Source organism: Variovorax sp. J22G73 (assembly GCF_030317035.1).
Taxonomy (GTDB): Bacteria; Pseudomonadota; Gammaproteobacteria; order Burkholderiales; family Burkholderiaceae_C; genus Variovorax.
The window spans coordinates 428,366-441,836 of record NZ_JASZYK010000003.1 but is presented as its reverse complement, the minus strand read 5'-3'; the positions used below and the strand labels follow the sequence as shown (position 1 = coordinate 441,836).

Below are 13,471 nucleotides of genomic sequence, written 5' to 3'. Positions count from 1 at the left end.
CCGCATCCCATTCCGCCCCAAGCAACAATTGCCCTGCCAGGAGAGAACCAGTGGACCGCCTCCAGTCGATGCAGATCTTCGCCCGCGTCGTCGAAATGCACAGCTTCACGCGCGCCGCGGACAGCCTCTTTCTTCCCAAGTCGCGGGTCACGCGCGCCGTGAAGGACCTGGAGAAATTCCTGGGCGCGCGGCTGCTGCAGCGAACCACGCGCCACATCAGCCTCACGCCGGAAGGCACGCTCTACTTCGCGCATTGCAAGCGCCTGCTGGCGGACATCGAGGGCGTGGAGTCCAGCTTTCCCGGACGGGCCGGACAGCCGCGGGGGTGCCTTCGCGTCGACATGACGCTTTCGCTCGCGCGCCTGGTGGTGCTGCCCTGCCTCAAGGACTTCCAGTCCCGCTTCCCGGAGGTGGAACTCACGCTGACGGCGTCCGACCGCACGGTCGAGCTGGTGCAGGAGGGCATCGACTGCGTCATTCGCGCAGGAACGCCCGAAGACTCCGCCACGCTCGTCGCAAAGCGCATCGGCTCATTCGAATGGGTGACCTGCGCCTCGCCGGACTACCTGGCCCGCCATGGCACGCCCACGTCGCTGGAGGACCTGGCGAACCACGATGCCGTCGGCTATTTGTCCAGCCGCACCGCGCGCACCCTGGAGTGGAATTTCGAGTCGAACGGCGAGCACCGCAGCGTCAGGATGCGAGAGCGCCTCATCGTCAACGACACGGACGCGTACGTGGCCTGCGGCCTCGAAGGCCTGGGCCTGATTCGCGCGGGCAGCTACATGGTGCGCCCCTACCTGCACAGCGGCCGCCTTCGGCAGGTGCTCGCCGACCATGCGTCGCCGACGGTTCCGCTCTCCGTGCTGTATCCGCAGAACCGCCAGCTGTCCCCGACCGTGCGCGCGTTCGTGGACTGGGTCGGCGAGGTCGTGCGCCAGGCGGAAGCCGGCTGGCGGGTCGATTCCTACGAATCTTCCTGAACGGCTTCAAGCCGCGCCGCGAGGCGCTGGTGCGGGGCTGCTCCCCGACGGACGCTGCAGGCCGTCGAAATCCTTGGCGTCGTGGCGCTCGCGAAGGAAGGTGCCCGGGTCTCCGGAGACGCGGTTGACGACCCTGCCGCGCGCCACGGCGGGACGCGCCGCGATCGCCTCGTACCAGCGCAGCAGATGCACGTACGCGTCGACCGCCAGGAACTCGTGCGTGTTGTACACGCCGTAGAGGCTGCCGGGGTACCACGGCCAGATGGCCATGTCCGCGATGGTGTACTGATCGCCCGCGATGAACTCGTGCGTGGCCAGGTGCGTGTCCAGCACATGCAGTTGCCGCTTGGTCTCCATCGCGTAGCGGTCGATCGCGTACTCGATCTTCAGCGGCGCATAGGCGTAGAAGTGGCCCAGGCCTCCGCCGACGAAGGGTGCCGAGCCCACCTGCCACATCAGCCAGTTGAAGGTTTCCGTTCGCGCACGGCCGCCAGCAGGCAGGAACGCGCCGAAGCGTTCGGCAAGGTGGACCAGGATGGAGCCGCTTTCGAAAACGCAGCTGACCGGATCGGTGGAGTGATCGACGAGCGCCGGGATCTTGGCATTCGGGTTGAGGCCCACGAAGCCGCTCCCGAACTGGTCGCCCTTGAAGATGTCGACCAGCCAGGCGTCGTACTCCGCGCCCGAATGCCCTGCCGCCAGAAGCTCCTCCAGCAGGATCGTGACCTTCTGCCCATTCGGCGTTCCCTGCGAATACAGCTGCAAAGGATGCTTGCCTACGGGCAGTTCCTTTTCGAACATGGCACCGGACACCGGTCGGTTGATGCTGCCGAACGTGCCGCCCTGGTTGTTCTTCGGGCTCCAGACCTTGGGTGGCACATAGCCTGCGGGTTGGTTTTGAAACGGGTCTTCGGTCATCGGTTGTTCCTTGCAGCCAAGAGGTTTGAAATTTCCAGATACGTTCGAAGCGAATGCCCCGCTCGAAGCGGCGGCACTTCGCCGCTACAGGTTGAGCACCAGCTCCGGCCCCCGGGCCCAGGACACGCAGGTGCACATGGCGCCCAGGCGCACGTCGGGTGCAAGGCTGTCGCGGTGCACAGGCTCCCCGCTCACGACCTCGGTGAGGCACGCGCCGCAGACACCACGGCGGCATTCGTAGCTCGTCCAGACGCCCGCGGCGAGCAGTGCGTCGAGCAGCGACGTGCCCGGGGCGACATGCAATGTCGAACCCGACTGCGTGAGCGTCACGCGCAACGGTGCGTCGCTGGTATCGACGCCCGTGCCGAAGCTCTCGGCGTGGATGCGATGCGCCTCCCAACCCGCTTCGGACGAAGCCGAGCGCACCGCGTCGATGAAGCCCGCAGGGCCGCAGACGTAGACATGCGTGCCCGGCGGTTGCTCGCCGAGGAGCTTCCGCAGGTCCATGCTGGCGCGGCCGATGTGAACGGAGGCCGGCAGCCCCGGCAACCCCGGCGTCCCCGATGGCAACGGCCATTGCCGCGCCGCATCGCGCACGACGTGGCGCAGCGCGAAGCTGCGTCCCTCGGTGCCGAGATGCGAGGCCATGCTCAGCAGCGGCGTGATGCCGATGCCGCCGCCGAGCAACAGCACATGGGGTGAGTCGGGTCCAAGATGAATTCGTTGGCCACGTCCAGCAGGCTCAAGCGGCTGCCCACCACAAGCTGCTCGTGAATGAAGCGCGAGCCGCCTCGGCTGTTCGCCGCGCGCAGCACGCCGATCTCGTAGCGGGTGGGCGCTGCGTCGGCGCGAAGGAGCGAGTAGCGCCGCACGAGGCCATTCAGGTCCAGCACGATGTGCGCGCCCGGCTGCGCAGCGGGCAGCGGCCCGCCGTCGAGGCGCTGCAATGTCAATTTGACGGTGTCTGCGGCGACCGTCTCCTTGCCGACGACGATCAGTTCAAGCGGTTCCACGGGGGTCCTCAAGGGTTGAAGGGCGAGGCTTCGATGAAGCGCCAGCGCAACGGCAGGTTGAGGGGTGAAACGCGCCAGGACTCGACGGTGAACTCGATCCAGCGGCCCGTCCCTCCGGTCGATTCGGCACCGTCGAGCACATCGAAGCAGGCCTTCGCACGGCCGTTCAATTGCAGTTGGCGCACACCGTCGCCGCCTGGCAAGACCAGGCCGCAGCGCGCGTCCATGGCGAGGTTGCCCAAGGTGTTGAACATGCTGTTGCCGTTGTAGTCCGGAATGCGCAGCACGTTGCCGACCACCTGCACGAAGCCGGGCCGGCCGCCGCGATGCGACACATCGGCTGCGCCGCCGGGCCCGAGGCTCGCGATGAACAGGGTGTCCGCGGTGGTGACCCACTGCGCGACCGTGTCGTCGAATGCAGAGCCACCTGCCAGCAATGCCGGCGATGTCTCGGTGCCCCGCTCTGTGGCTGGCTCAGCGATCTCCGGCTCACGCTTCTGGATGTAGCGAGGGCAGACCGGAAAGGCCTGCCCCACCGTCACGTCGAGCAGGCCACCTGACGCTGAAGCCACGTGCCCGTTGACGCGCAAGCGCCTGCGCGTCTGCAGTTCGATGAGCAGCACCGCGACCGACTGACCCGCCTCCAAGGCGCCGATCGGCGCGATGGTCCGCAAATGGTCGTGCGGATCGACCAGCGCCATGCGCAAGCTGGCAAGGTCTTCCGCGGCCTGCAGGAAGCCGGGCTCACCGATCAACAGGCTGGCGCTGACACCGCCCTCGGCATCGGCCGCGCCGACGACGCACCAACGCTGCTGCGCGACGAAGTTGCGCGCCGCCGCCGGGATGTGCGCAGAGATGTTGCGCGCGTTGAGCAGCGCGATGGCGCGCTCGCCGGTTCGCTCCTGCACCATCCGCTCGCCGGGGTGGAAGACGGTGTCGTCCATGTCGTCGTGCTTTTGCGCAAACTCAGTGCGTCAGAAAGTCACGAGGCAATGGCCGGCGTCCAGGTGACGCGACAGGTCCAGCACGCCGGTCGTGCCGGGAATCGACTTGTCGCGCACGAGGTCGATGCCCGTCGGCGCCAGGCCGCCGGCCGCGCCGAAGACGTCGGCGCAACCGCCGCAGGCCACGATACGGTCCAGCACGGCCTCGTAGAGCGCGTGGGCGGGATGCGCTGGCTGCGCGAGTTCGGCGGGCCAGCGAACGCCGGCGCCTTGAAAGACGAGGTCGAAGTCGCGTTGCTTTTCCTTCAGCTCGTAGGCGAGAAACAGCGCGTTGAACACGCGGCCCAGGGCTTCCTCGCTGCCGGACTTGGGATCGGAGAAGACGACGATGACGGTTTTCACAAGCTTTTTCCTTTCGATGGCGGCGATGACCGGAAGTGGATGAGGTGCCGCCTCGAAAGCAAATCTATTGCTCCAGATGGAATAGATAAATGCCGGGAAAGCCATTTAAGTACTGCGCTGGTTGCAGTAATTTCGGGGCCATGAACCTTCTCAATGCCATCGACGTCTTTCTCGAAATCGCCGAGCGCGGCAACCTGACCCGCGCGGCCGACGCGCTGTCGCAGTCGCTGCCCAGCGTGGTCCGCACGCTGGCCGCGCTGGAGAATCACCTCGGCGTGCGCTTGTTCAACCGCACGACGCGGCGGGTGATCATCACGGAGGAGGGGCTTGCGTACCGCGACCACGCAACGGCCATTCGCATGGCCATCGCCGAGTCGGAGCAGGCAATGAGCCGGGCCCAGGCCGAGCCGACCGGGAGCCTCACGCTGACGGCCTCCGTCAACTTCGGCGAGCTGCATGTCGCACCGCTCGTTGCGAGCTACCTGCAGCTTCATTCGCGCGTGAACATGCAGTTGCTGCTGCTGGACCGTGTCGTCAATCTCGTCGAGGAAGGCATCGACCTGGCGGTGCGCATTGCGCCGTTGACAGACTCGTCACTCGTCGCGCGCCATGTCGCCGATGTGCGTCAGGTGGTTGCCGCGAGCCCCGCGCTGCTTGCCGCCCAGGGCGTGCCGGACACGCCGAAAGACCTGGCCAGCCGGTGCTGCATTCTTTTCGGCGGCTTCGGCGATGCCTCGGTCTGGGACTTCATGGCGAACGGGCGGCCCCTGCGTGTCAAGGTCGAGGGCCGAATCGCGTGCAACACCATCGGCGCGAGCCTGGCGGCCTGCATCGCGGGCCAGGGCTTCGGGCGCTTTCTTCACTACCAGGTGCAAGACGCATTCGAGCGCGGCGAACTGGTGCCGGTTCTGCACGACTACGAGCCGGCGACGCGGCCGCTTTCGCTGGTGTATCCGCGCAACCGCCATGGCTTGCCACGGCTGTCGACGATGGTAGACCATCTTCATTCGGGGCTTCGCGAGCGCCTTGCCTAGCTGCCTCAGCGCCCATCGAGCGTGCGCGCCAGGCTCTCCGCCAGCTCCTGCAACCCCAGCGGCTTGCGCAGCAACGCCACCACGCCGGCATCGCGCGCGCGCTGCTCCAGCGCCGCGCCCACGTTGCCGCTCACCAGAATCACCGGCAGCCCGGGCCGCACCGCGAGCACCCTGGCCGCCAGTTCGCTGCCGGCCAGGCCGGGCAGCATCTCGTCGGTGAGCACCGCGTCGAAACGCTGCGGGTCGGCCATGAAGACTTCCAGCGCGCGTTCGCTCGAATCGAAACCCACCGGCTCGTAGCCCAGTTCGGCCAGCAGCTCTTCGGCCAGCTCGACCAGCGCCCGCTCGTCGTCCACCACCATCACGACCTGCCCGTTGCCACGCGGCCAGGCCGGGTCGGCGCGCAGCGGCGGCGCTTCGGCCTCGCCGCACACCGGCAGCCACACGGTCACGCGCGTTCCGTGGCCGGGCCTGGGTTCGGGCTCGGTCGCGATGTCGATGGCGCCGCCCAGGTCGGTGACGATGCCGTGCACCATCGACAGCCCGAGCCCCGTGCCCTCGCCCAGCTTCTTGGTGGTGAAGAAGGGATCGAAGGCGCGCTGCAGCACCTCGGGCGACATGCCGGCGCCGGTGTCCACCACCACCAGCCGCACGTAGCTGCCGGGGGCCAGCTCGCCGTGCAGCAGCGGCCTGGGGGCGGCGGTGGTCTCGCGTTCGAGCAGCACCTCGATGGCGCCCGCGTCGCCCAGCGCCTGGGCGGCGTTGGTGCACAGGTTCATCACCACCTGGTGCAGTTGCGTGCCGTCGCCCAGCACGGCCGCGGTGCCGGCGCCCAGCCGGGTGTCGATGCGGATGGCCTCGGGCAGCGTGGGCCGCAGCATGGCCAGCGCCTCTTCCACCACGGCCTGGATGTGCACCGGCACGCGCTCGGCCACGCCGGCACGGCTGAAATCGAGAATGCGCCGCACCAGCACGCGCGCGCGGGCGCCGGCCTGCATCACGCGGTCGATGTAGCGGCGCATGTCGCTGCCCGGCACCGCATGCTGCTGCGCCATTTCGCCGAAACCCAGGATCGCGCCCAGGATGTTGTTGAAGTCGTGCGCGATGCCGCCGGCCAGCGTGCCCAGCGACTCCAGCCGCTGGGCCTTCTGCAGCCGCGCCTGCAGCGCCGCCTTCTCGGCCTCGCCGGCCTCCAGCTTGCGCAACTGGCGCAGCAGCCCCGCAATGGTGAGCACCACCAGCGCGGCCAGCAGCAGCGTGCGCACGATGGCGCTGTGCAGCTCGTCGTACCAGGGGCGCAGCGCGTGGTCTTCGTCGCGGGTGATGGTCAGCGTGAGCGGCCGCTTGCCCACGCCCACGGCCGCGACCAGCTTGGCGCGGCCGTCGACGGGGCTCACCGAGCGGTCGATCAGCGGCGCGCCCTTGAAGGCCGTCAGCTCCGGAAAGCGCTGGCCGCTGGGCATGCCGGGCTCGTCGGGTTGCCGCACGACCAGCGTGCCGTCGTCCAGCGTGAGCAGCAGCGCGCTGCCCTCGCCCAGTTCCAGCGCCGAATAGGCCGCCTGCAGCTCCTGCAGGGTGACGATGGCGGTCACCACGCCGTCGAAGCGGCCGTCGGGCGTGGCGAGCCGGCGCGACACCACCAGCGCCGGGCGCCGGTCGGTGCGCGTGACCACGGGCTCGTTGATGTACAGGCCGAGCGCGGCGCCTTCGCGCTGGCTCTGGAAATAGGGCCGGTCCGACACATCGGCCAGCGGCTCGCCCGTGACGCGCGAGCGGTGCCGCTGCATGCCCTGGGCGTCGACCAGCGTGAGCACGCTGACCTGCGACACGCCCACCACGCGCGACGCCAGCGCGGCCGCGATGGCGTCGGGCGGCAGCGCGTGGCCGGTGCTTTCCCACCACTCGCTGGTGTCGCGCAGCAGCAGGTCCACGGCCTGCAGGTTGCGCGCGCCCTGCTCGGCCAGGGCCTTGGCCAGGTTGCCGAGCTCGCGCTCGGTCGCGAACATGATCTGCTGATGCAGCCGCCAGCCGTCGTACACGGCCGAGCCGGCAAACGCCGCCACCAGCACGACGCCCGCCGCGACGATGCGTTGGCGCAGCCGCTGGCTCGACGTCATGCCGCGAGCGTGGCCGCCACGGCGCCGAGCAGTTCTTCGCGGGTGCAGGGCTTGGCCAGCAGCCGGCTCGCGCCGAGCGCCCGGCTCACCTCCGAGTCGCCGCCCAGGCTGCGCGCGAGCTGCGCCGAAATGCCGATGACCGCCGCGTGCGGCCAGGCGGCGTGCACGGCCTGCACGGTGCGCAGGTTGTCGGCGGCGCGCGAGCGCGGGTGCGGCAGGTCGAGAACCACCAGGTCGACGGTGGTGTCGGTCGGCGCGTTCGCGGCCCCGCCATGCCGCGGCAGCGAGCGGACCTCGTGCCCCTCGCCGGCCAGCCATTCGCAAATGAGCACGCGCATCGCGCTATCTTCCTCGATAACCATGATCTTCGACATGACATCAGTCCCTGTTCTTGCGGGTGCGTGGTGCACCCCATGGACCGATTGGCGCCGACGCAGGTGCCGGCGCGATGTCAGGCGGGCGGCGGTTCGTTTCATTTGTAATGCGCCGGTAGGCCTGCGTAGGATCATTTGAATTACGCTTCGATCGCCATGAACACCGCTGCACCCCACATCCTGGTGGTCGACGACGACCCTGCACTGCGCGAGCTGATGACCGCGTACCTGACGGAAAACGAGTTCCAGGTAACCGCCGTGGCCACCGGGGCCGAGATGACCGCGGTGCTGCAGGACAGCGTGATCGACCTGGTGCTGCTCGACCTGCGCCTGGGCGGCGAAGACGGCATGCAGCTGGCGCGCGGCCTGCGCGACACCAGCGAGCTGCCGGTCATCATCGTCACCGGCAAGCAGGACGAGGCCGACCGCGTCATGGGCCTGGAGATTGCCGCGGACGACTACGTCACCAAGCCATTCAGCAACCGCGAGATGCTGGCGCGCATTCGCGCGGTGCTGCGCCGCTACCAGGCCCGCACCGACGCCGCGCCGGCCGGCCGCAACACCAAGCGCCGCGCCTACCGCTTCGCGGGCTGGGAGCTGAACCTGCTGGCGCGCCGCCTGACCTCGCCGGAGGGCCAGCGCGTGGAGCTGAGCAACGGCGAGTTCAACCTGCTGCTGGCGCTGTGCGAGCAGCCGCAGCGCGTGCTCTCGCGCGACCAGCTGCTGGAGCTGTCGCGCCTGCACGGCGCCGAGGTGTACGACCGCTCCATCGACGTGCAGATCCTGCGGCTGCGCCGCAAGATCGAGATCGACGCGGCCGCGCCGAAGATGATCCGCACCGAACGCGGCGCGGGCTACGTGTTCGAGCCGCAGGTGCAGGTGCTGCACTGAACTTGCACTGAACCTGCATCGAACCTGCGCTGAAGGTGCAGCGCACCCCGGAGGCACCGGGCCCTGGCGGCCGCGGTGCACCCCATGGCCGCTCAGGCTTCGCGGCCGCTCTCGAACAGGAACCAGGCACGACGCTCGGCCTCGTCGATCCACACCTCCAGCAGGCTGGCCGTGGCCACGTCGCCGTAGCCGTCGCACATGCCGTGCGTGGCGCGCATGAAGTCGACCAGGCGCAGGTTGTCTTCGCGCAGCTCGGCCAGCATGTCCTGCGGCGTGACGAACGGCGCATCGTTGTCCGACAGGCGCTGGTGGCGCGTGATGTCGCCGATGGAGCGCAGCGTGGTGCCGCCGAGCTTGCGCGCGCGCTCGGCAATGGGGTCGGTCATGGCGAAGATCTGGTCCGACTGCTCGTCCAGCATCAGGTGGTAGTCGCGAAAGTGCGGCCCCGACATGTGCCAGTGGAAGTTCTTGGTCTTCAGGTACAGCGCGAAGGTGTCGGCCAGCAGGGCCGACAGCCCGCCGGCGATGTCGCGGCGCGCTTCGGCGCCGAGCGAGGTGGGCGTGTGCAGGGGCGCCTGGCGGCGCGCGGTGGTGGATTCGAGCGTGATGGTCATGGGAGCGCCTTTCGATCTGGAACAGGGTGGGAACGAAGCTGCATCGGGTCTGCATCGGATGGACAGATGAACCGTCGGCCGATGCGCAACCGGTGGTCCATGAGTGCACTGTGCCGCGCGACGGTTGCCGTGTCATTTCATTGCGGCTGACCATGTTGCAGATGAAATTCCCAGGGGCGCGAGCGCAGGGAAGATGTGGACCGAACGCGCCGCGCTACAAATGAAACACAGCGTTGCGCGCCTGAAACCATGCTGCAAGCAGCGCGCCGCAACATCGACGCATCAACGCCCCGATCCACCCACCGAGGACCGTTCATGCAAGCCACCCCAACCCGCACCGCACCCATCGCCCCCGCCGCCAACTGGCACGGCGCCGCCTTGGCATTGCGGGTCGACGACGACCGCTTCCTGGGCTTGCTGGCGGCCTACCGGACCTCCGGCGGACTGGCCACGGGGCACGAGATTGCGGCGCGGCGCCCGCGCACCGGCCTGTCGGAGCTTGCGCGCGCCATCGCGGCCCGCGAGGTGATCGGCATGGAATGGGGCGGGCAGCGCTGGCTGCCGTTCTTCCAGTTCGAACGCGGCGACGTGGCGGTGCGCGCACCGGTGCGGCTGCTGGTCGGCGAGCTGGCCGGCCTGCTCGACGACGGCGACCTCGCGCAATGGTTCGTGCAGCCCAACGGCTGGCTCGACGGCGCGCAGCCGCTGCACCTGCTCGACAGCGACTTCGCGCGCGTGCACGACGCGGCCCGCGCGCTGCGCTTCGCCTGCAGCAACTGACCCCGACACCAGGAGCCGCACATGGCCGACGATTCAGGCATCCGCACGTACGAACACCCCGCCGGCGGCTGGGACGCATTGGGCGCGGTGGCCAAGGCCATCCACGGGCAGATGAATGCCGTGTCGGGTACGCGCATCATGCTGCGCAACAACCAGCCCGACGGCTTCGACTGCCCCGGCTGCGCCTGGCCCGACCCGCAGCACACCTCGGCCTTCGAGTTCTGCGAGAACGGCGCCAAGGCCGTCACCTGGGAGGCCACGCGCAAGCGCGCCACGCCCGAGGTGTTCCAGCGCCATACCGTGAGCGAGCTGCTGGCCTGGAACGACCACGACATCGAAGACCTGGGCCGCCTCACGCACCCCATGGCCTACGACGCGGCCACCGACCGCTACGTGCAGATCGAATGGGACGACGCCTTCGCGCGCATCGCATCGGTGCTGCAGGCGCTGCCCTCGCCGGACATGGCGGAGTTCTACACCTCGGGCCGCGCGTCGAACGAAGCTGCCTTCGTGTACCAGCTGTTCGCGCGCGCCTACGGCACCAACAACTTCCCCGACTGCTCCAACATGTGCCACGAGGCCACGAGCGTGGGCCTGCCGAAGTCCATCGGCATCGGCAAGGGCACGGTGTCGCTCGAAGACTTCGACCACGCCGACCTCATCATCTCCATGGGCCACAACCCCGGCACCAACCACCCGCGCATGATGACCACGCTGCATGCGGCCTCGCGGCGCGGCGCGCCCATCGTGGTGTTCAACCCGCTGCGCGAGCGCGCGCTGGAGCGCTTCGCGGCGCCGCAAGACCCGCTGGAGATGGCCACCTTCAGCGCCACCGACATCGCCAGCGACTACCTGCAGGTGAAGGTCGGCGGCGACGCGGCGGCGCTCAAGGGCGTCATGAAGGCGGTGCTGTCCCTTGACGCCGACGACCTTGCCGCGGGCGGGCCGGGCCTGCTCGACCGCGCCTTCATCGCCGAGCACACGCAAGGTTTCGAGGCGCTGGCCGAAGACCTGTACGCCACCGAATGGGCCGACGTGGAGCTCGCCTCGGGCCTGCCGCGCGCCTCGCTGGAACACGTGGCGCGCCTGTACTGCAAGGCGCGGCGCACCATCGTCGCCTTCGGCATGGGCATCACGCAGCACCGGCTGGGCACCGACAACGTGCAGCAGATTTCCAACCTGCTGATGCTGCGCGGCAACTACGGCCGGCCCGGCGCGGGCATCTGCCCGGTGCGCGGCCACTCGAACGTGCAGGGCAACCGCACCGTGGGCATCGATGAGAAGGCGCCGCTGGCGCTGCGCCAGGGCATCGAGCGGGTGTACGGCTTCGTGCCGCCCGCGCAGCGCGGGCACGACGCGGGCGAAGCCGTCGAGGCCATCGAGGCGGGCCGCTCGAAGTTCCTGATGTGCCTGGGCGGCAACCTGGCCGTGGCCATGGCCGACCCGCTGCGCACCTTCGCGGCCATGCGCGGCCTGGAGATGGCCGTGCACATCGCGACCAAGCCCAACCGCTCGCACCTGCTGGTGGGCAGGCAGAGCCTGCTGCTGCCCTGCCTGGGGCGCACCGAGCTCGACGTGCAGGCGGGCGGCGTGCAGTCAATCACCGTCGAAGACTCGATGTCGATGGTGCACGCCTCCACCGGCCGGCTGCCGCCGCCTTCGGCGCAGGTGCGCTCGGAGCCGGCCATCGTCGCGGGCATCGCGCAGGCGGTGCTCGCGGGGCGGCACGGCATCGACTGGACCGGCATGGCCGCCGACTACGGCCGCATCCGCGACGGCATCGAGGGCGTGCTCGCGGGCTTCGATGGCTACAACCTGCGCATCAAGACGCCCGGCGGTTTCAGGCTGCCCATCGGCCCGGCCGAGCGGGTGTGGCACACGCCATCGGGCAAGGCGCAGTTCATCGTGATGCCGGGCATCAAGGAAGACCCGCGCGCCGCCGGTGCGCAGGTGCTCACGCTGGCCACGCTGCGCAGCCACGACCAGTACAACACCACCATCTACGGCTTCGACGACCGCTACCGCGGCATCTTCGGGCGCAGGGACATGGTGTTCCTGAACGCCGACGACCTGGCCGCGCAGGGCCTGGCGGCGGGCGACCGGGTGGACCTGGAGGCTGTGCCGTTCGAAGATGAAAGCGAAGGGGAAGGGGAAGTGGAAGGGCCTGCGCCGCGCGCGGTGCTGCGCAACCTGACCGCGGTGGCGTACGACATTCCGCGCGGGTCGGCGGGGGCCTACTACCCGGAGGCCAATGTGCTCATCGGCCTGGCGCACCGCGATCCGCAGAGCGGCACGCCGTCTTACAAGTCGGTGCCGGTGCGGGTGCGGGCTTCGGCCTGAATACGGCCCGAAGCCGCGTCGCGTCAGACGAACCTGGGAATCGGCCCGACCTGCGGCGTGGTGTCTTCGCCCAGGTCGAGCGCCACGCGGTCCACGAAGCACCAGCCCCAGCCTTCGGGCGGGTCGTAGCCTTCGATGATCGGATGCGCGGTTTCATGGAAGTGCGCGCGCGCGTGGCGGTTCGGCGAATCGTCGCAGCAGCCGACGTGGCCGCAGGTGCGGCACAGCCGCAGATGCACCCAGGGGCTGCCGGTCTTCAGGCACTCCTCGCAACCCTTGGCGCTGGGCGTCACTTGGTGGATGCTGTCGGTGTGCGTGCATGGCTTGGACTTGCTCATTCGGTGGTCCTCATGAAAGTGATGCGAGCTCGGTGGGCCAAGGCTAACGCCAACACGCGGCCGTCGTCCCGGGAACGCTTTATGCGTGCTGCGGCGCAACACCCACCACCTGCGAAGGAGCGCCCCATGCTGGACCGTACTGCCACCCAGTTCTCCCATGTGAAACCCGGCGACACGGAGTTCGTGCCGGGCGGGTTGCGCGACTTTTTTCTCTACCGCGACCTGGGCGTTGCGGAGGCCACCAACGGCAAGGTCATCGCCCACCTCGTCAAGGCCAACATGGCACCGGAAACGGGCACCGGCTGGCACCGGCACGAGGCGGACTTTCAGATCGTGATCATGGTCAAGGGCTGGGCCCGCTTCATGTACGAAGACAAGGAAACGCTGGTCGAGGCCGGCGACGTGGTGCACCAGCGCCCGGGCATCCGCCACTACCTGTTCGACTACTCGCCCGACATGGAGTACCTGGAGATCGTGTCGCCGGCGGACTTCAAGAGCATCGACGTGGAGCCGGTGTGCGAGATTCCGGCGGCTACGCCTTGGGAGTGAGCCGGGCGACATCGTCTCTACTTGTTCTCGCAGAAACCTGCCGCTGACCTGACTTGACAGGTAAAGCCGGTGTTTTGTGTCGTAGCTCGGACAACAAGAGGTAAAAGATTCGAATAGGAGTCATTCGCGGACAGAATTCGCGCCCGGTGGTGCGCTTGTTTGCGCCACCCGGCC

Annotated in this window: 15 protein-coding genes; 6 read left to right on the top strand and 9 right to left on the bottom strand. The window is 68.7% G+C overall.

Annotation, left to right across the window (positions count from 1 at the left end):
- Nucleotides 1-50: 50 nt before the first annotated feature.
- Nucleotides 51-983 (top strand): LysR family transcriptional regulator, encoded by a 933-nt coding sequence (locus QTI51_RS14670; RefSeq protein ID WP_286514676.1) that lies wholly within the window; start codon nucleotides 51-53, stop codon nucleotides 981-983.
- A gap of 6 nt (nucleotides 984-989) precedes the next feature.
- Here the strand turns inward: QTI51_RS14670 and yghU are convergent, their stop codons facing one another.
- The 5 genes from yghU to QTI51_RS14645 all read right to left on the bottom strand — a co-directional run bounded on the left by yghU (nucleotide 990) and on the right by QTI51_RS14645 (nucleotide 4,365).
- The gene (yghU, locus tag QTI51_RS14665) at nucleotides 990-1,901 is read right to left on the bottom strand and encodes a glutathione-dependent disulfide-bond oxidoreductase (protein WP_286514675.1); all 912 of its coding nucleotides are present in this window, start codon (nucleotides 1,899-1,901) and stop codon (nucleotides 990-992) included.
- A gap of 84 nt (nucleotides 1,902-1,985) precedes the next feature.
- A complete protein-coding gene (locus tag QTI51_RS14660) occupies nucleotides 1,986-2,594 on the bottom strand; it encodes a flavin reductase family protein (RefSeq protein ID WP_286514672.1) in 609 nt (202 codons plus the stop codon).
- On the bottom strand, nucleotides 2,552-2,914 hold the full coding sequence (locus QTI51_RS14655; RefSeq protein ID WP_286514670.1) for a ferredoxin reductase domain-containing protein: 363 nt from the start codon (nucleotides 2,912-2,914) through the stop codon (nucleotides 2,552-2,554). The genes QTI51_RS14660 and QTI51_RS14655 overlap by 43 nt, the downstream gene beginning before the upstream one ends.
- A gap of 8 nt (nucleotides 2,915-2,922) precedes the next feature.
- Nucleotides 2,923-3,858, bottom strand: a complete 936-nt coding sequence (locus tag QTI51_RS14650) for a pyridoxamine 5'-phosphate oxidase family protein (RefSeq protein WP_286514668.1) — start codon at nucleotides 3,856-3,858, stop codon at nucleotides 2,923-2,925.
- A 30-nt stretch (nucleotides 3,859-3,888) separates the two neighbouring features.
- Nucleotides 3,889-4,365 carry a DsrE family protein gene (locus tag QTI51_RS14645; RefSeq protein WP_286514667.1) on the bottom strand — a complete coding sequence of 159 codons (477 nt, stop codon included), beginning with the start codon at nucleotides 4,363-4,365 and terminating at the stop codon, nucleotides 3,889-3,891.
- Between QTI51_RS14645 and QTI51_RS14640 the strand changes: the two genes are divergently transcribed.
- Nucleotides 4,350-5,294: a LysR family transcriptional regulator gene (locus QTI51_RS14640; protein WP_286514666.1), complete on the top strand. Its 945-nt coding sequence runs from the start codon at nucleotides 4,350-4,352 to the stop codon at nucleotides 5,292-5,294. The genes QTI51_RS14645 and QTI51_RS14640 overlap by 16 nt on opposite strands.
- Nucleotides 5,295-5,299: 5 nt before the next feature.
- On the opposite strand, the gene QTI51_RS14635 is transcribed toward QTI51_RS14640, so the two are convergent.
- A complete protein-coding gene (locus QTI51_RS14635) occupies nucleotides 5,300-7,411 on the bottom strand; it encodes an ATP-binding protein (protein ID WP_286514663.1) in 2,112 nt (703 codons plus the stop codon).
- Nucleotides 7,408-7,785: a response regulator gene (locus QTI51_RS14630; RefSeq protein ID WP_286514661.1), complete on the bottom strand. Its 378-nt coding sequence runs from the start codon at nucleotides 7,783-7,785 to the stop codon at nucleotides 7,408-7,410. The genes QTI51_RS14635 and QTI51_RS14630 overlap by 4 nt, the downstream gene beginning before the upstream one ends.
- A 156-nt stretch (nucleotides 7,786-7,941) precedes the next feature.
- On the opposite strand from QTI51_RS14630, the gene QTI51_RS14625 reads away from it, so the two are divergent.
- Complete coding sequence (locus QTI51_RS14625; protein WP_116910101.1) at nucleotides 7,942-8,676, top strand: response regulator; 735 nt, start codon at nucleotides 7,942-7,944, stop codon at nucleotides 8,674-8,676.
- Nucleotides 8,677-8,768: 92 nt separating this feature from the next.
- On the opposite strand, the gene QTI51_RS14620 is transcribed toward QTI51_RS14625, so the two are convergent.
- The gene (locus QTI51_RS14620; protein ID WP_286514658.1) at nucleotides 8,769-9,290 is read right to left on the bottom strand and encodes a Dps family protein; all 522 of its coding nucleotides are present in this window, start codon (nucleotides 9,288-9,290) and stop codon (nucleotides 8,769-8,771) included.
- Between the two features lie 315 nt (nucleotides 9,291-9,605).
- Here QTI51_RS14620 and QTI51_RS14615 point away from each other — a divergent pair, with 315 nt between their 5' ends.
- Together QTI51_RS14615 and QTI51_RS14610 are read left to right on the top strand one after the other, a co-directional pair.
- Nucleotides 9,606-10,070, top strand: coding sequence for a hypothetical protein (locus QTI51_RS14615; RefSeq protein WP_286514655.1), 465 nt, complete (start codon nucleotides 9,606-9,608; stop codon nucleotides 10,068-10,070).
- Nucleotides 10,071-10,091: 21 nt separating this feature from the next.
- Entirely contained in the window at nucleotides 10,092-12,410 is a 2,319-nt protein-coding gene (locus QTI51_RS14610; RefSeq protein WP_286514654.1) for an FdhF/YdeP family oxidoreductase, read from the top strand.
- A 23-nt stretch (nucleotides 12,411-12,433) separates the two neighbouring features.
- Here the strand turns inward: QTI51_RS14610 and QTI51_RS14605 are convergent, their stop codons facing one another.
- Nucleotides 12,434-12,748 carry a UBP-type zinc finger domain-containing protein gene (locus tag QTI51_RS14605; RefSeq protein ID WP_286514652.1) on the bottom strand — a complete coding sequence of 105 codons (315 nt, stop codon included), beginning with the start codon at nucleotides 12,746-12,748 and terminating at the stop codon, nucleotides 12,434-12,436.
- 126 nt (nucleotides 12,749-12,874) lie between these two features.
- Between QTI51_RS14605 and QTI51_RS14600 the strand changes: the two genes are divergently transcribed.
- Nucleotides 12,875-13,297 carry a cupin domain-containing protein gene (locus tag QTI51_RS14600; protein WP_286514649.1) on the top strand — a complete coding sequence of 141 codons (423 nt, stop codon included), beginning with the start codon at nucleotides 12,875-12,877 and terminating at the stop codon, nucleotides 13,295-13,297.
- The last annotated feature ends 174 nt before the right edge of the window (nucleotides 13,298-13,471 follow it).